The sequence below is a fragment of the Marinococcus salis genome (genome assembly GCF_054971365.1).
In genome coordinates, this window is the sequence record NZ_JBQOJB010000003.1 from 166,078 (window position 1) to 183,061 (window position 16,984).

General features: G+C 46.5%; 19 protein-coding genes. 7 read left to right on the forward strand and 12 right to left on the reverse strand.

Translation table 11 applies throughout. The features are described from left to right. Positions 1–7: 7 nt before the first annotated feature. From holA to ACTTK6_RS04290, 12 genes are all read right to left on the reverse strand, one after another. Positions 8–1,027, reverse strand: coding sequence for a DNA polymerase III subunit delta (gene holA, locus ACTTK6_RS04235; protein WP_179124136.1), 1,020 nt, complete (start codon positions 1,025–1,027; stop codon positions 8–10). 90 nt (positions 1,028–1,117) lie between these two features. After that, the gene (locus tag ACTTK6_RS04240; protein WP_462832774.1) at positions 1,118–3,415 is read right to left on the reverse strand and encodes a DNA internalization-related competence protein ComEC/Rec2; all 2,298 of its coding nucleotides are present in this window, start codon (positions 3,413–3,415) and stop codon (positions 1,118–1,120) included. A 117-nt stretch (positions 3,416–3,532) separates the two neighbouring features. Then, positions 3,533–4,822 carry a homocysteine synthase gene (locus ACTTK6_RS04245; protein ID WP_462832776.1) on the reverse strand — a complete coding sequence of 430 codons (1,290 nt, stop codon included), beginning with the start codon at positions 4,820–4,822 and terminating at the stop codon, positions 3,533–3,535. 72 nt (positions 4,823–4,894) lie between these two features. Continuing rightward, the gene (locus tag ACTTK6_RS04250; protein WP_462832835.1) at positions 4,895–5,515 is read right to left on the reverse strand and encodes a helix-hairpin-helix domain-containing protein; all 621 of its coding nucleotides are present in this window, start codon (positions 5,513–5,515) and stop codon (positions 4,895–4,897) included. 119 nt (positions 5,516–5,634) lie between these two features. Further along, entirely contained in the window at positions 5,635–6,393 is a 759-nt protein-coding gene (locus ACTTK6_RS04255) for a class I SAM-dependent DNA methyltransferase (protein WP_462832777.1), read from the reverse strand. Positions 6,394–6,460: 67 nt separating this feature from the next. Continuing rightward, a complete protein-coding gene (gene rsfS, locus ACTTK6_RS04260; RefSeq protein WP_079476868.1) occupies positions 6,461–6,817 on the reverse strand; it encodes a ribosome silencing factor in 357 nt (118 codons plus the stop codon). A gap of 13 nt (positions 6,818–6,830) precedes the next feature. After that, the gene (gene yqeK / locus ACTTK6_RS04265) at positions 6,831–7,394 is read right to left on the reverse strand and encodes a bis(5'-nucleosyl)-tetraphosphatase (symmetrical) YqeK (RefSeq protein WP_079476869.1); all 564 of its coding nucleotides are present in this window, start codon (positions 7,392–7,394) and stop codon (positions 6,831–6,833) included. Further along, positions 7,381–7,956, reverse strand: a complete 576-nt coding sequence (locus tag ACTTK6_RS04270) for a nicotinate-nucleotide adenylyltransferase (protein WP_462832778.1) — start codon at positions 7,954–7,956, stop codon at positions 7,381–7,383. The genes yqeK and ACTTK6_RS04270 overlap by 14 nt, the downstream gene beginning before the upstream one ends. 15 nt (positions 7,957–7,971) lie before the next feature. Then, the gene (gene yhbY, locus ACTTK6_RS04275) at positions 7,972–8,265 is read right to left on the reverse strand and encodes a ribosome assembly RNA-binding protein YhbY (RefSeq protein WP_079476871.1); all 294 of its coding nucleotides are present in this window, start codon (positions 8,263–8,265) and stop codon (positions 7,972–7,974) included. Continuing rightward, a complete protein-coding gene (aroE, locus tag ACTTK6_RS04280; RefSeq protein WP_462832779.1) occupies positions 8,255–9,109 on the reverse strand; it encodes a shikimate dehydrogenase in 855 nt (284 codons plus the stop codon). The genes yhbY and aroE overlap by 11 nt, the downstream gene beginning before the upstream one ends. Next, entirely contained in the window at positions 9,110–10,213 is a 1,104-nt protein-coding gene (gene yqeH, locus ACTTK6_RS04285) for a ribosome biogenesis GTPase YqeH (protein WP_462832780.1), read from the reverse strand. Further along, a complete protein-coding gene (locus ACTTK6_RS04290) occupies positions 10,210–10,734 on the reverse strand; it encodes a YqeG family HAD IIIA-type phosphatase (RefSeq protein ID WP_079476874.1) in 525 nt (174 codons plus the stop codon). Before ACTTK6_RS04290 ends, yqeH begins: the two co-directional genes overlap by 4 nt. Positions 10,735–11,083: 349 nt before the next feature. Here ACTTK6_RS04290 and ACTTK6_RS04295 point away from each other — a divergent pair, with 349 nt between their 5' ends. The 7 genes from ACTTK6_RS04295 to mnhG are packed head-to-tail and all read left to right on the forward strand — an operon-like array spanning position 11,084 to position 16,859. After that, entirely contained in the window at positions 11,084–13,489 is a 2,406-nt protein-coding gene (locus tag ACTTK6_RS04295) for a Na+/H+ antiporter subunit A (RefSeq protein ID WP_462832781.1), read from the forward strand. Continuing rightward, positions 13,486–13,908: a Na(+)/H(+) antiporter subunit B gene (locus tag ACTTK6_RS04300; RefSeq protein WP_079476876.1), complete on the forward strand. Its 423-nt coding sequence runs from the start codon at positions 13,486–13,488 to the stop codon at positions 13,906–13,908. The genes ACTTK6_RS04295 and ACTTK6_RS04300 overlap by 4 nt, the downstream gene beginning before the upstream one ends. After that, positions 13,908–14,249, forward strand: a complete 342-nt coding sequence (locus tag ACTTK6_RS04305) for a Na(+)/H(+) antiporter subunit C (RefSeq protein WP_079476877.1) — start codon at positions 13,908–13,910, stop codon at positions 14,247–14,249. The genes ACTTK6_RS04300 and ACTTK6_RS04305 overlap by 1 nt, the downstream gene beginning before the upstream one ends. Further along, a complete protein-coding gene (locus tag ACTTK6_RS04310) occupies positions 14,242–15,729 on the forward strand; it encodes a Na+/H+ antiporter subunit D (protein WP_079476878.1) in 1,488 nt (495 codons plus the stop codon). The genes ACTTK6_RS04305 and ACTTK6_RS04310 overlap by 8 nt, the downstream gene beginning before the upstream one ends. After that, a complete protein-coding gene (locus ACTTK6_RS04315; protein ID WP_079476879.1) occupies positions 15,729–16,208 on the forward strand; it encodes a Na+/H+ antiporter subunit E in 480 nt (159 codons plus the stop codon). The genes ACTTK6_RS04310 and ACTTK6_RS04315 overlap by 1 nt, the downstream gene beginning before the upstream one ends. Further along, on the forward strand, positions 16,205–16,492 hold the full coding sequence (locus ACTTK6_RS04320) for a Na(+)/H(+) antiporter subunit F1 (protein ID WP_179124138.1): 288 nt from the start codon (positions 16,205–16,207) through the stop codon (positions 16,490–16,492). Before ACTTK6_RS04315 ends, ACTTK6_RS04320 begins: the two co-directional genes overlap by 4 nt. Next, complete coding sequence (gene mnhG, locus ACTTK6_RS04325; RefSeq protein ID WP_462832836.1) at positions 16,476–16,859, forward strand: monovalent cation/H(+) antiporter subunit G; 384 nt, start codon at positions 16,476–16,478, stop codon at positions 16,857–16,859. Before ACTTK6_RS04320 ends, mnhG begins: the two co-directional genes overlap by 17 nt. The last annotated feature ends 125 nt before the right edge of the window (positions 16,860–16,984 follow it).

Sequence of the window (16,984 nt, forward strand, 5' to 3'; positions counted from 1 at the left end):
CGTTTTTTTATTGTCCAATTTTCTGCCCTGAAACAAGCTTCATAAAACAGAGTTCCAGTGCGAGCTGCTTATCCATTTTTCCTGCTTTCATCTGGTAATCTGTGGCACTCAGCAGCTTCATGGCCTCCTGAAGGTACGCGTGGGAAAATGCTGCCGCCGGCTTTTCAGCCAGCTGCACCGCGTACGGATGGATTTTAATCGACCCAGCCATGCGTTTTCGCGAATAGCCCTGCTGCTTCAGGTTTTTTACGTGATAAATGATACGGATCTGCCTGGCAAGCAGCGCCAGAATTTTAATCGGCTCTTCTCCCTGCTTGAGCAGGTCGTAATATATACGCAGCATTGTTTTTGCCTGGCCCTTGACTACAGCATCCACCAGTTCAAACACATTGTCCTCAAGCGATCGCGGAACCAATTTATCTACTGTCTCCATCGTTACTTCCCCGCTGCCGGTATAGAGCTGCAGCTTTTTCGCCTCTTCGGCAAGCATCAAAAGGTCTTTGCCGGCAAGAGCAATGAAACGGTCCATAACTTCCCGGCTCATCACAAGCTGGTGGGCCTGGTTAAACTGCTGCATCCATTTTTTCATTGTCTCTTCGCCGGCGGCTGCTGCTTCGAGCACCACCGCCTGTTTTTTTATTTCTTTAACTACTTTCTTTCTGGCGTCAAGCTTTTCATAGGGCGCGGACAGTATTAACACGGTAGTCGGGTTTGGCTGCCTAGCATAGGTCTCAAGCGCTTCGATTTTATGCTCTACCTTCTCTTTTTCTCTTGCCCCCGTTAAAAAATAACAGTTTTTCAGCACAATCACTCTCCGCTCCCCGAAAAAAGGGAGGGTTTCCGCCTCTTCTACAGCAATTTCGATTGGCGTTTCACGCATATCAAACGTGGACAGGTTAAATTCTTTCTCTCCTTCTGCCAGCGCTTTACCGATAATTTTCTGCTGAATATCCTGAATCATATAGCTTTCTTCGCCCTGCAAAAGGTAAAACGGCTGCACTTCCTCCTGCTGTACCTTTTTTTCCATCGTTATATAATCCATCTGCTCACACTTTCCGAACGTATTCTTTTTCTATTTTATCGTATTTTCTTTTTCTTTCCTATGAGAAACTCTGAGTTACTTGCACGCCGGAAGCATTTCTTTACGCACCGTATGTATGCCTGGCTCTTCCCTGGGGAAAACAGTAAACTGGATGGCTCCTTGAAGATCAGTACGCCATATATTTATCCCTGCCCTTTCAAGTATCTCGAGCGGCTCAGGATGCGGGTGTCCAAAACGGTTGCAGTAGCCAGCCGATATGACCGCGTGCTCCGGCTCCAACGCTTCCACAAAATCCCGGGACGTGGAGGTGCTGCTGCCATGATGGCCAGTTTTTAAAATATCAGCCCGGAGGCCGGGATAATTCTGTATCATCCGTTTTTCCTGTTCGGCGGAAACGTCTCCTGTCAACAGCCACCTTTTTTCGCCAAGCTCAAAATACAACACCACAGAACGGTCGTTTTTGTCTTTCCATTCCCCGCGGGGATGCAACACATAGAAGGACGTGCCTCCGATCTGGTACGTTTCCCCGCCTTCAACCAGCCTGATGTCAGTATGCTCGTCAAATTCTGCTAAAAGCTCCAGCTCTTCAGGTTCGTAGTGAGTGCTTCTGCCATACCATAGTTCCCCCGTCGGCACATGCTCCATCAAATATTTCAGGCCGTTCACATGGTCAGCATCCCCGTGCGTTGCTACTACTGTATCCAAATGCCGGATACCCCGGTATTTTAGATATTCAGCGACGACTGCTTCACCAGGGTCAAATGGCTTTTCCTGCTGCTCCCACTCCACCTCATTAAAACTAACCCGGCCGCCTCCATCAACCACAACCACTCCGCGCCGGTAGGGAAGCTCTATAACTGTGCTGTCTCCCTGTCCGACATCAAGATAAGTCACTGTCCCCCGGCTCTCTGTATAAGGAGCCACCCACTGCCAGCCAACAGCGGCAAGCATGGCTGCTGCTGACAGATATAGTGCTTGTCTTCGCATCCCCCTATTCCAAGCAGCTACAAACACTGTGCAGCCTGCTGCATATACGATAGTAAAAACAGCTCCCGGTTTTCCTAGAAGTACTGTAGACCAAGACATGCCGGACAAATAAATAAAAAGGGCGTGCATCCATTCGATACCTGAGAACATTATGGAAAATACTTCAGGAGGAGAGGCAAGGAAAAACGAGAGAAGATAATTTAAAAATAAAAATGGGAGAACAAGAAGTAGAAGAACCGGGGTGAATAGAAAATTAATCATTACATTCCAGAGGGAGAATTGGTAAAAGTTCCATAATACAATCGGGAGAGAAACAAGCATTGAAGAACCAGCGACCCATGCCATATTCGTCCACTTGCCCATGGCCGCCATCTTTTTCCGGCATAAAAGTAGATGCCCGCTCAATAAAAAGGAAAGCTGAAACCCAATATGAAAAAGATAGCCTGGGTTAAAGAAAAGCATAGCTCCCATGACAGCCAGAAGAATCACCGCCGGATCCAAACGCTGACCGGGCGGCCCCCATTTCTGCCAGGCAATGAAAATCCCCGCAGCAATCGATGCACGAAGCACTGATGGAGCCCCTCCGGTCAAAACAGCGTACACAGGCAGAAGGCAAAGTACAATAGTATAGGAACGTTCCTTTGTCATGCCAATTCGTTTCAAAAGAAAAAATGCAGCCCCGCTTACGATAGCGACGTGCATGCCGGACACTACAAGCACATGAATGAGACCGAGCGAGCGATAAGCTTCTTCAACCTCTCCGGTCATTGAAGCACGTTCTCCAAACAGCAGTGAAGCTGCCAATCCGCCAGCCTGTTCCGGAAAAAAATTATCCATCCGCTGTACCTGCTGGGCCCTCAGCCGCTGCAGCGTGTCCACCACTCCCGTGGATTGGTTAAAACATTTTATCTCCTGGCCGTTTTCCACCGTAAACAGCCAGTGTATCTTGTTCCAATACAGGTAGGTCTTATAGCTGAAGGCCCCTGGATTGCCAGCTGTCCCCGGTTTACGCAGCTCCCCGGCCCACTGGCAACGGTCTCCGGGAAGCAGTCGTTTGCTTTGCTGCATTTCTTCTTCCGTCTCAAACCACCACGTAACCGGTATATGTTCCTCTTGATCCGTGCGCAGATCAAACCGGGCCCTCCCGCCGTCATACGTCAGCGGCGATGACACGGTACCCGTGATTTTTGTTTCTGTGCCGTCTAAAGCCGAATCATTATGCGCAGTCCAGTACAGGGAGCTGCCAGCAAAAATCAACATCAACGCTGCTCCGGCAGCAAGCATCCAAAAGCGCCTGACAATTATCCATCCGGCGCCGAAGCACAGCCAAATGGCCCCCCACGCCCATAAGTCTCCGCGGAGTACCATCGCGGCCGGGGCTGTCATAGATATAAGTATCCAAAGAACGGGGATTGCATCCACCTCCCCATAATTGTTAAATAGTACGTCGGGAAAAGAAAAAGAAAGGGCCTGCCCGTGGAGGCAGGCTTTAGCGTTCGAGGTTTATTTCTGGCTTTCGTGGAGAGCTTTTTCTAAATCGCGGAGAATGTCGTCGATATGCTCTATTCCGACCGAGAGCCGGATAAGGTCTGAAGATACACCTGCTGCACGCTGGTCTTCTTCAGAAAGCTGCTGGTGCGTTGTACTCGCCGGATGAATAACTAAAGACTTGGCGTCTCCGACATTCGCTACGTGCGAGTGCAAATTGCACGCTTCAATGAATTTTTTTCCTTCAGCGAGGCCGCCTTTTATACCAAAGGTTAGAATGGCCCCCTTTCCTTTAGGCAAGTATTTTTCCGCTGTAGCGTACGTATCATGCGAAGAAAGCCCTGGGTAGTTCACCCAGTCCACCAGCTCATGCTGCTCTAAAAACGCCGCTGCCTTTTCGGCATTTTCGCAATGACGTTCCATTCGCAGGTGAAGCGTTTCAAGCCCCTGGAGAAGCAAAAAAGAGTTCATTGGTGAAATAGCGGGCCCTAAATCACGCAGCAGCTGTACCCGCGCTTTTAAAATATAAGCCATCTCCCCGGCTGCTTCAGTAAATACGACGCCGTGATAGCTCGGATCCGGTTCTGTCAGACCGGGAAATTTACCGTTCTCCCAGTTGAACTTTCCACTGTCGACAATCACTCCGCCAATAGTCGTGCCATGGCCTCCGATAAATTTTGTAGCAGAATGCACCACGATGTCTGCTCCGTAATCAATGGGCCGGCATAAAACTGGCGTAACTGTGGTAGCATCCACGACTAACGGCAGGCCGTTATCATGCGCCACTGCTGCCACCTCTTCAATATCGAGCACATTGCCATTAGGATTTCCTATAATTTCGCTGAATATTAATTTTGTGTTTTCATTTATCTTTTCTTCGTATGCTTTTGGATCCGTCCCCTCCACTAAATGCACATGAATGCCCATCTTCGGGAGCGTATGCATAAACATGTTGTACGTACCGCCGTACAAGCCGCTTGAAGCAACAATTTCATCTCCCGCGCTACAGATATTTAAAACGGCAATATGAATGGCAGAACTGCCGCTTGCAGTTGCAAGCGCTCCAATACCGCCGTCCAGAGCAGCCATTCGCTTTTCAAACACGTCAGAGGTCGGGTTCATGATACGGGTATAAATATTCCCGAACTCCTGAAGACCGAATAAGTTTGCAGCATGATCGGTATCATTGAATTCATAGGAAGTGGTTTGATAAATAGGTACTGCTCTTGCATTGGTAGCCGGATCGGGAGTCTGGCCGGCATGTACGGAGAGCGTCTCAAGTTTCCAGTCTTTATGTTCTTCCACGGTAAAGCTCCTTTCTTTCAAATTATTAATATACCTTTCTTAACTTTATCAGACTATTTCGAAAAGTAAATATTAGAGAGAAATGTAATCTTGGAGCTGCTCCACCGTTTTTTCCCCTATTCCGCTGACGTTGGATAAATCCTCAATCGTTTCAAAGGAGCCATTTTCCTCACGATAGCTTAAAATAGCTGCGGCTTTTGCCGGGCCTATTCCTGGTATGGTCTCTAAATCCGTCTGCTCCGCTTCGTTCACATTCACCATTGCCGTATCTGCACTGCTTTCTTCAGGCGGCGCATTAAGAGGCTCCTCTCCTTCACCGGGAATGTGAATAACCATCTCGTCCTCTATTTTTTCTGCCAGGTTCACCTGAAGCATATCCGCATTGTCTGTCGCCCCACCAGCCTTTTGAACCGCTTCCTTGACTCTTTCGTCTGCCTGGAGCACATAAACACCAGGAGCCTTCACTTCTCCTTTTACATCCACCTGAACCTTTTTTTCCGGCTCTTCCTCTTTTTCAACAGAAGCGCCCGTGGACATTTCCTCCTGGTTTATTTCTTCAGAATGACTCTCCCACGGCACAGGCTCCTGCGTTGCTGACTGTTCGCGGGGCAGACCACTCCAGAATAGTAGAAACATAATTCCAAAACACACGGCACCGCCGGCGCTGACTGCAATTAATTTCCAACGGGTCATCAAGGACAGCATCAACTCCAAATTCTATTTTGTTTGCTCAATGGGTAAGAAAAAATCAGGGAAGGAGTGAAGGGAGCAGGCGCTCCCAGTATAAGAGGGGGTAATTTCTATATATTACATTATTTTACACCATTTGTCTGTTTTTTAGCTACAAAAAATATGCGCTCGCTTTGTTCGTTTGGAAAATCAGCTGTGAAATCTGCCGTAATGCGAATATTTGAAAAACCGGCTTCTTCCAGCCACTCCTTGTATTCATTAATAGCAAACGTCCGCTGCACGTGGTCTTCATCGTATCGGTTATAGGTGCCGTCTATATTTTTTGAAAAAATCGTCAGTTCATGCTCAACTTCCCAGTTTTGCTCTGATGGATACACATCCCAGATAAAAGAAATTTCCTCATCATTGTCTGCAAAAGAAACTTCAGCCAGTATGTCTTCTATGTAGTGAATGGAATGGACATCAAACATAAAAACTCCTTCCGCTTCAAGATGGCTGTACACCCCAGCAAAGGTATTTTTAACATCTTCCGGCGCCGTTAAATAGTTCAGGGAATCACAAAAACAATAAATGAGCTGATACGTATCAGGTGCCTCCAGAACCCTCATGTCCTGATGAAACAATACAGGCTTTTCATCTGATAAACCCCATTTCTGTGCAGCTACTGCAAGCATGTCGGCAGAAAGATCCATACCATCCAACCGGAAGCCTTCCCCATACAGATGTTTCATAATCTCTCCGGTTCCGCATCCAAGCTCGAGCATTTTGACGCTTTTGCTTGGTGCTTCCTGTATTACAGCATCCTTCCAGGCTTGATACGGGGCGTCATCCATCAGCCGGTCATATACTTCGGCAAAGCCATTGTACATTGAATCATCCATCCCGAGTTCCCCCTTTCGGTTAAATTAGAAAAAGGCCTGAAAAATCAGGCCTTTCAGGCATGCATTATTACTGGGAGAGCACCGTTTCAAGCTCTACATATGCGGCATCTCCCCATAGTTTTTCGAGGTTGTAGTAATTTCGTTCATCTTCATGAAAAATGTGGACGACCACGTCTCCGAGATCGATCAGCACCCACTTGGCTTCGTTGTAGCCTTCAAGCCTCTGTACATCAAGGCCCTGCTTATGCGCAGCTTTTTTTAACTCTGTCGCAATCGCCTGTACCTGTTTTTCGGATGTGCCGTGTCCAATCACAAAATAGTCTGCGACCGGCGAGATGCCTCTCATATCCATTGCCACGATATCATGTGCATTTTTGCTGTCAGCAGTTTGTACCGCTAATTCAAGCAGTTCCTTTTCGTTCATCTACAGACCTCCATTATTTACGTTCCATCACCAGATCGTTATAGGCAGCAAGCGTCTCTGGAAATACAGGAACATTTTTTGAAATTAAAAACTGAATCGTATTGCCAAGAGCCATCACGATAGCAGCATCTATATCTTTTTCTGCTGTCTCCCGGACCTCTTCCACTCCGGGAAATGTCCGGTTTGGTTCTATATAATCTGCTAAAAAAAGCACCTTTTCATAGGCAGTCATATTAGGCTTTCCAGTGGTGTGCCAATAAATAGAAGAAACAATATCACCATCGGCGACACCTGCTTCTGTTTGAATGAAATAAGCACCGGCAGGAGCGTGAAGCAGTTCATCTCCGTAAGCAATAAACCTCGCGGCTTCTTCTTTCCCCCGGAGCAGTTCGCGCATTTCTTCGACCGGCCGGTATTTAGCATAGTCATGCAAAATAGCTGCTATCTCAACTTTATTATAATCGATATTAAAGCGTTTTGCCAAATATAGCGCGGTCTCACGCACACCGAGTGTATGCTTGTACCTGTTCTCTGTCAATTGTTCTTTGACGATTTGAAGAGCTTTACTTTTGTCCATACAGCTTTTTCCTCTCAATCTCTTTTAATACATTATCCGGCACAATATAACGAACGGTTTCTCCGTCCCTGAGCCGGCGGCGTATCATCGAAGAAGAAACGTGCATTGTAGGAGCCTCCACCTGCTTCAGCCATGAAGGCTTGTGGGCGTTGTAACCCGGACGGTTCACAAATATAAATTCGACCAGGCCGCGCAGTTCTTCAATATCTTTCCATTTATCCATCTGATCTGCCATGTCACCGCCGATTAAAAAGAAAAAATCTGTTTCCGGTGCCTGCTGCCTAAAGTACCGCACGGTATCAATTGTATACGAAGCGCCGCCACGCTCAAGCTCCACGGAAGAAGTCCGAAAATCCGGGTTATCTTTAATCGCTGCTTCCACAAGCGCCAGACGTTCTTCCCCGGAAATCATATTTTCTCTCTGTTTATGCGGGGGCGTATGCACTGGTATAAACCAGACTTCATCCAAATCCAGTGCGTTCTTTGCCTCTTCTGCCATAATTAGATGAGCTAAATGCGGTGGGTCAAATGTGCCTCCAAACAGGCCTATACGTTCACTCATAGCAGGTCTCCTTGTTTACTTTGGAAGTTCAATCCCAGGATTGTCTTTCGATCTCCGGTACAACACGATCGTGCTCCCGATCACCTGTACTACTTCTGAACCTGTGCCTTCGGCAAGCTCGGCCGCCACTTCATGTTTATCTTCCATACAGTTCTGCAGCAGATTCACTTTTAAAATTTCTCTTTTTTCAATAGCTTCATCTACATGAGTAATAATCTGCTCGTTCATGCCTTCTTTTCCAATTTGGAAAAGCGGTTTTAATGAGTGCGCTTCTCTGCGCAGGGCACGTTTTTGTTTATTATTCAGCATTATGTTCTCCTTTTAGATGGTTTTCGACGAGAGAGTGCATCGCTTTACGGTCCGGTTCCTGACCCGTCCAATATTTAAATGCAAGTGCTCCCTGGTTAACAAACATTCCACTTCCGTTCAAGGTGTCAAGGCCAGCCTTCTGGGCTTCCTTCAGCCATCTGGTTTCCCACGGGTTGTAAATAAGATCACTGCACAGCGCAGAAGTTTTGACATTTTTTAAAGGCCACGGAGACCGGTCCGTCTCAGGACTCATCCCAATTGAAGTCGTATTAATCAATATATCGTATTCAGAATTCCTGCTTTCTGCTTCTTCTTTCGGCACCACTTCGATGGACGCTATATCCTCAAGGTGGCTTTTCAGCTGTTCTGCCTTTTCCTGCGTCCGGTTCACGAGAATAATGTTGTTAGGACGCCGGAGACTTAGCGCATAGCACACCGCGCGTGCCGCCCCGCCTGCTCCGATCACCAGGATATTTGCATTTTTTATTTGTTCCAATGAACGTACGGCCAGTAAAGATTCCAGGTACCCCTCCCCGTCTGTATTATATCCGACAAGCTCTTCGTTTTCTCTTACGACCGTGTTCACTGCACCAATCCGTTCGGCCGACGAATCGACCCTGTCAATATAGGCCATCACGCTGACTTTGTAAGGAATAGTAATGTTAAAGCCTGCAGTCCCGAGCTGTCGGAGCGCCTGTACGCTTTCCTGCAGTTCTTCTGTCGGTGTATCAAACAAATGATAGTATCCATCCAGTCCAAGCCGTCTAAACTGCTCATTGTGCATTTGCGGAGAGAGCGAATGGCCAAGCGGATGGCCGATTAAGCCAAGCAGCGTCTTCGGCATTTAAATCACCGCCTCCCGCTTTGATACCCCTGTACCGACCGGCACGTAAATATCCACCGAAGCGTGAGGCTTCGTCACTGTAATCCATCCGAGTCCCTGTACCACAATATCTGTTTTTTCTTCTTTAATTTCTATACGGTGTTTCGTTAATTCCGGTGCATCCTCCACCCGGTACGGCGGCTTCAATACATCTCCGACTCTGTCCGGATGAAGACGGTCAGCGTTCTCCTGTTTCGTGCGGTGGACCGGAAGGCGGTTGGACATAAACACAACAAATGAATTAGAGTCTCCTTCAACAAAGTCCATGCGCACGTAACCGCCGATAAATATCGTCTGTCCGCTTTCAAGCTGGTAGACCTTTGGTTTTAATTCTTTCTCCGGGATAAATTCCTTCCGTTCCTGAAGACTTCTTTTACGCCCAAACTGCTTATCATTAATAAGCCCCGGCGTATCATACAGGCTTGTCTGGTCATCTAAAGGAATTTCAATCATATCAAGCGTTGTGCCGGGAAAATGAGAGGTAGTAATGTCTTGTTCTTCGTTTTCACCAAATTCGGCAATCAAGGCGTTAATAAAGGTGGACTTACCAACGTTCGTACATCCTGTGACATACACATCTCTGCCTTTCCTTAATTCTTCAAGGCGTGAGGCAGCTTCCCTGATTCCCTGTTTATTTTTAGCGCTCAGCAAAACGACATCCTTCGGCTTTAACCCCTGTTCCTTTGCCTGGCGGCGAATCCAGTGAAGGAGCCTGTTTTCATTTACGGAATGCGGCAGCAGATCTGTTTTGTTGACCATGAGCAGCACTGGATTGTTTCCGATATACCTTTGAAATCCCGGGATCCAGCTGCCCTCAAAATCAAACACATCAACAATTTTCACAATAAGTGCTTGCTTGTTGCCAAGCTCGTGCAATTTATTACGGAAATCCTGATCTTCCATATCCACGTCCTGGACTTCATTATAATGCTTCAAACGAAAACAACGCTGGCAGATCACTGTCGCTCTGTCTACTAGCGCTGATGTTGGGATGTACCCCGCTTTATTTTTATCCTCATTTTGAATAGGCGCCCCGCATCCGGCGCAATGCAGCTCTTCGGTCATTGTTGGTCCTCCCATTGAATTAATCCTCTATCTTTTAACCGTTTCATTACCCGGCGTTCTACTTTCCTGTTGATTTTTGTCAGGAAACCATCGCTTTGGGCCACTGGTACGACTAATACAGTATAAAATCCGGCCCGGTTTCCGCCGAACACATCTGTCAGCACCTGGTCACCGACTACAACGACTTCATGCTTTTTCAGCCCCATTCGCCTGGTCGCTTTACGAAACGCCCGTCCCATTGGCTTTTTAGCTGAGTGAATAAAATGGATACCATTAGGTTCTGAAAATGACCGGACGCGGTGCTCTGAATTGTTGGATACAATTGTCACCTGGAACCCCTGCTCCCGCAAAAAGAAAAACCAATCGTCAAGCTCCGTTGTTATATCCGGCCGGTCCCATTCTACAAGAGTATTGTCTAAGTCAGTAATAATGCCTTTAATGTTATTTTCACGCAGGTGTTCTAAGTCGAGATCCAGAACACTTGGCAGATATTCATTTGGCATAAATCGTTTAATCAACATCCCGTCCCCCTTCGCGCAGGTTTTCGTGTTCTCACTCCTGCCATTGTATTACAAATTCGTCCGCTGCTTCTATTTTAACAAAACCGTGTCCAAATATCGTATCGATTCGGCATGCTTTCCTCATAAGCCGTACAAACAGCTAGTATAACCGTCAGAGGCTTTTTTTTCAATTTCCTTTAGGCTTGTGACAAAATATCGAACAAAATTGTGAACACTTCCCCTTCTCTTCATATATATTTGTTAAAAACAAAGGTCTTTTCCGGAATTCGCTTCTAATGCAAGGCGTTTAGATATACGCTATAATGTGAAAAGAATTCAGTGGCGACCGAAACCAACAAGGAGGTTCATCATGTTTACTATTTTACACCTTGCCATCATCGCACCGTTTCTGGCCGCTGTGCTGGTGCCTTTACTGTATAAATTCATCCCGCGTATACATACAGGATGGTTCGTACTTATTGTTCCTATTGTGCTTTTCAGTTATTTCCTGACTTATCTCCCTGACGTATCCGGTACAGGGTCAGTCATAAAGACATTTGAATGGATCCCCTCGTTAGGCATTAATTACGTTGCCTACGTAGACGGACTCGGTCTTTTATTTGCTCTGCTTATTACAGGCATAGGAGCGCTCGTGGTTCTGTATTCCATTTATTATCTGAATAAGCATAAAGAGCAGTTAAATAACTTTTATACATATTTAATGCTATTTATGGGAGCCATGCTCGGCCTTACATTGTCAGATAATTTAATCGTTTTATATACGTTCTGGGAAATTACGAGCATTTCTTCCTTTTTGCTGATTTCGTATTGGTACACGAAGGAAAAGTCCCGTTATGGAGCGTTGAAATCACTGCTCATTACCTTTATAGGAGGATTTGCTTTATTGGTCGGCTTTGTGCTGATTGCCTCCGTAACCGGTACTTACAGCATTCGCGGGATTTTGGATGCTTCTGACCAGCTTGCGGCCAGCCCGTTGTTCTTACCCGCCATGCTTTTAATTCTGCTCGGGGCGTTTACAAAGTCCGCCCAGTTCCCATTTCACATTTGGCTGCCTGATGCCATGGAGGCTCCAACACCGGTAAGTGCCTATTTGCACTCCGCTACGATGGTTAAGGCGGGGATTTATTTAGTAGCCCGCCTCACACCGTTGTTTGCAGTCAGTGCTTACTGGTTCTGGCTTGTTACCGGCTTCGGTCTCCTGACTCTTATATGGGGATCCCTTTCTGCGATACGGCAGACTGATTTAAAGGGTATTCTCGCTTATTCCACTGTCAGCCAGCTGGGAATGATCTTATCGATGCTCGGCGCCGGAGCTGCAGCTCTTCACTATGACAGTGTTGATAACAATGCCTATACCGTTGCTGTGGCAGCTGCTATTTTTCATTTGATCAATCATGCCACGTACAAAGGAAGCCTATTTATGATGGCAGGTATCATCGACCACGAAACGGGTACACGGGACATCCGGCGGCTTGGCGGACTCATGACCTTGATGCCTATTTCTTTTACCATCGCAGTAATCGGCGGCTTTTCCATGGCTGGCCTGCCTCCGTTCAACGGCTTTTTGAGTAAAGAAATGTTTTTTATGTCGATGGTGGAAATCACACATTTTTCCCAGTATGGCATGGGCTCCATTGGCCTGTTGCTTCCGATTGTTGCATGGACTGCCAGTATCTTTACCTTTGTTTACTGTATGATACTCGTTTTCCGGACATTCACCGGGAAACTCCAGGAAGAGAAGCTTCCTGCCAAACCGCACGAAGCTCCATTCGGTATGCTTTTAGCTCCTTTGATTCTCGTGGCGCTCGTCGTAGTCTTCGGCTTTTTCCCGAATACGCTTGTACCGGCCATCATTGAACCAGCCATGGCTTCTATCATGCCGGAACTTGCCCAGACAGGTTCTTTTGGGGTGGATATCTATTTTTGGCACGGCTTTTCTACCGAATTGTTTATGACCATCGGCGTGGTGCTGCTGGGGACGATTATTTTTCTCGTATTGCAGAAGTGGAGCAGCATATACGCTGTCTTCCCGGACAACCGCCTGTTTAATCAGACCTATAATCGTTTTTTGGAAGGAATTGAACGTACTTCATACACTGTTATATCCTGGCACATGACGGGGCTTGTGAGAGATTATTTCATTTACATTTTTTCTTTTACCGTAGTATTGCTTCTTTTCTCGCTTTTTGGTACAGGAGCTTTTGCCATCGACACTGCGAATATGGTGCCGGTAACTCCTTATGAGGCCGTTCTCTCGCTTGTGCTGGTAGGGTCTTCTCTCATTCTGATGTTCACTCGTTCACGATTAAAAGCAGTGATTTCCCTTGGTGTGCTTGGCTATACGGTAGCGTTATTTTTCGTGCTGTTCCGGGCGCCCGATCTGGCGCTGACCCAGTTGACGATTGAAACAGTCTCAGTAACACTGTTTTTGCTCTGTTTCTATCATTTCCCGCAGATTTTCGACGCTTTAAAAGAAACGAAGTTCCACGCTGCCAACCTGGTTATTTCTGTGGCAGTCGGACTCACCGTTACCCTGATCGGGCTTTCTGCGAGTGGCACCAGGCTGTTCCCTGCCATTTCGGATTACTTCTTGGAAAACAGCTATAAAGAAGCAGGCGGAAACAACGTCGTAAACGTGATCCTCGTAGATTTCCGCGGATTTGATACCCTGCTTGAAATTCTCGTGTTAGGCATCGCCTCTCTCGGGGTCTATTCCCTAATTAAATTAAGGCTGGCAGGAGGCGAAAATAAATGAAGTACAATGACGTGATTCTACAGACAGTAACGAAATTCATTTCATTTCTGATTTTTCTATTTGCTATCTATATTTTCTTCAACGGCCACCAGGAGCCTGGAGGCGGCTTTGCCGGAGGATTGATGACAAGCGCTGCTTTAGTTCTTCTGCTCCTGGCCTTTGATATGGATACGATTCGCCGGGCCATGCCGATTGATTATAAAACCATGATAGCCATTGGTCTTGTTTTTGGGGTGGGCACCGGCGTAGGGTCATTTTTCTTTTCGACACCGTTCCTTTCGCAAACGTTCGGCTATTTCCATTTTCCTGTACTGGGTGAATTAGAGCTGACAACTACCCTCGCTTTCGACTTGGGCGTCTATTTGACCGTGGTAGGAGCAACTATGACTATTATTCAAACGATCGGAGAGGATAAATAGTGGAAATAATTATGTCTATCCTTGCCGGCTTCTTATTTACTGTCGGTTTGTATTTGATACTGACAAAAAACTTAATCCGCATCATCATCGGCAGCTCGGTTTTAAGCCACGGCGCCCACTTGCTGCTTTTAACCATGGCAGGGCTGAAAACAGGAGCACCTCCGTTGCTTGGCCTGAATGCTGACACTTACGTAGACCCACTGCCCCAGGCATTGATACTAACTGCGATCGTTATCAGCTTCGGAGTAACTTCGTTTATTCTTGTGCTGGGCTACCGCACGTACAAAGTAACCGGGGCAGCTGAGACTGACCAACTGAGAGGAACTGATACTGATGAGTAATTGGCTGATCCTTCCGGTGCTTATCCCACTCATCGCAGGAATCGTGGCGCTATTTTTTCCAAAGCGTGTCACTGCCCAGCGTATTTGGGCATTTATTACAAGTTTGATTTTAATCGGCGTTAATGTCTTCTTGCTTACGTACATATTAGCAAACGGCATTATGACCCTTGAACTTGGCGGCTGGGAAGCACCGTTTGGCATTGTGCTTGTAGGTGATTCCTTAGCTGTGCTTTTAACTACGACCACTTCGTTGGTAACACTGCCTATTATCTATTTTTCCTTTAGTACCATCGGAGTAGGCCGGGAAAAATATTACTACTATTCTTTTATTCAATTCTTGATTGCCGGAGTATCCGGAGCTTTCCTTACGGGAGATATTTTTAATCTGTTCGTCTGTTTTGAAGTGCTTCTTTTAGCTTCTTACGCTTTAATCGGCCATGGCAGTACAAAAACGCAGCTGAAAGAATCTTTTAACTACGTTATCGTGAACGTTGTTTCTTCCGCTTTTTTCGTTATTGGCGTAGCTTATTTGTATGCTGTCACGGGGACCCTGAATATGGCACAGCTCAGCCAGCGGGTCAGCGAAGCCGGTGCTGAACCAATAATTACGGTTATCGCTATCCTGTTTCTAATCGTTTTTGGCCTAAAGGGGGCCCTGTTCCCCCTGTACTTCTGGCTGCCAGGATCCTATTCTGTACCGCCGACAGCCATCGGGGCAATTTTTGCTGCTCTTTTAACTAAAGTTGGTATCTACAGCATTTTTAGAACCTACTCTATTATTTTTAATGAAGATACGGCTGTAACTCACACTATTCTTCTGGTTCTTTCCGCCGTCACAATGATCATTGGTGTTATCGGCGCCATTGCTTACAGAGATGTAAAACTGATCTTAGTGTACAACGTAATTGTGGCTGTTGGGTTTATCCTGTTTGGCGTTGCCTCGCTGAACAGCGATGCGTTTGTCGGAGCCATTTACTATCTGCTGCACGACATTGTCATCAAAGCCGCTCTGTTCTTAATCATCGGAGCACTGATCACAGCAGCCGGCACCAGCAAGCTCTCAGGTATGGGAGGAATTATTAAGCACCACCCGCTCCTTACATGGATGTTTTTCATTTCCGCTCTTGCCCTTGCCGGCGTCCCGCCTCTTGGTGGATTTCCCGGAAAGCTAATGTTGGTTGTAGGCGGAGCCGAAGCCGGGCATTATATCGTCGTAGCAGTTATGATGATCGCAAGCCTGCTCGTGCTTTTTTCGGTAATACGTATTTTTCTCCAGGGCTTCCTCGGAGAACCGAAGCTCACCCACGCTGAACAACATGGCAGCATAAAAGCACAGATGCCTCCAATTGTATTTCTTGTAGCACTGTCTGTATTTATGGGGATCGGAGCAGAAGTTATGTATCCTTTTGTAGAAAGCGCAGCACAAACACTCATCAATCCTCAAGCTTATATTGAGGCCGTGTTAGGGGGGGAAGCATAATGGCTTTTCAGATTATGATTAATCTGGTTATGGCTCTGCTTTGGATGGTTATTAATAATGCCTGGTCCTTTGCATCCTTCATCAGCGGCTTTTTTCTCGGTCTTCTCGTGCTGTATTTTGTGAGAGGTTTTTTTCGGGAAAGGTTGTATTTTCACCGAATCTACGCTTCGCTAGTACTTGTTCTTATCTTTTTTAAAGAATTAGTTCTTTCAAGTTTCTCAGTAGCCCGGCAGATCCTCAGCCCCCGCTTAAATATCAGGCCCGGTATCTTCGAAATGGAAACGACGCTTGAGAGCGAATGGGAAGTGACTTTGCTCTCCCTTTTGATCACGCTGACGCCGGGGACCTTGGTGGTAGAAGTAGCACCGGATAACCGCTCTTTATTTATTCATGCTATGGATCTTCAGAGCGTAGAAGCCACAGAAGAGGAAATCCGTGATTCATTCGAAAAAGCAATTAGGGAGGTCAGCAGACAATGATATTAAATATAATTTATATCACGGCAGCCGTTCTTGTGACCCTATCTATTTTAATCACGCTGTACCGGATATTCAAAGGACCTTCGATGCCGGATCGTGTCATTGCACTTGACGTGATTGGCATTCAATTAATCAGCTTAATTGCCTTGTTTTGTATCATCTTAAATACAAACGCATTTATCGAAGTTATGCTGCTGCTTGCGATCCTGGCCTTTATTGGTACTGTTGCTTTTGCTAAATATATCGAAAAGGGTGTTGTCATTGAGCATGATCGCGATCGTTGACTGGGTTGTAGCGCTGCTTGTTCTTGTTGGAGCGGCCTTCAGCGTGATAAGCGCTATTGGCCTGGCACGCCTGCCGGATATATTCACGCGCTCACACGCCGCTACCAAGGCAGCTACGCTGGGGGTCCTTTGTGTTGTACTTGGTGCTTTTCTGTTTTTCATGGTACACACCCAGGAGTTCAGTCTCCGCTTTACTCTGACGTTGGTGTTTGTGTTTGTGACAGCTCCTGTAGGGGGGCACCTGATTGCAAGAGCTGCATACAATTCTGGTGTGCCACTCGCAGAAGGGAGTTCGCAGGACGCTCTTAAAAAATCCAGGTCAGAGAGCCGTTCCTACAGCGAAAAAAATACCAATAGTGACAAATAGTAAAAAAGCTGGGCCGTTCATCTGGTCCAGTTTTTTTGCTATTCAATCTTTTTATCATAAATACTGGAATTCTAATCAAACCCTTGTTATGATGGGGTTTAAGAAAAAAACCAGAATAATGTAAG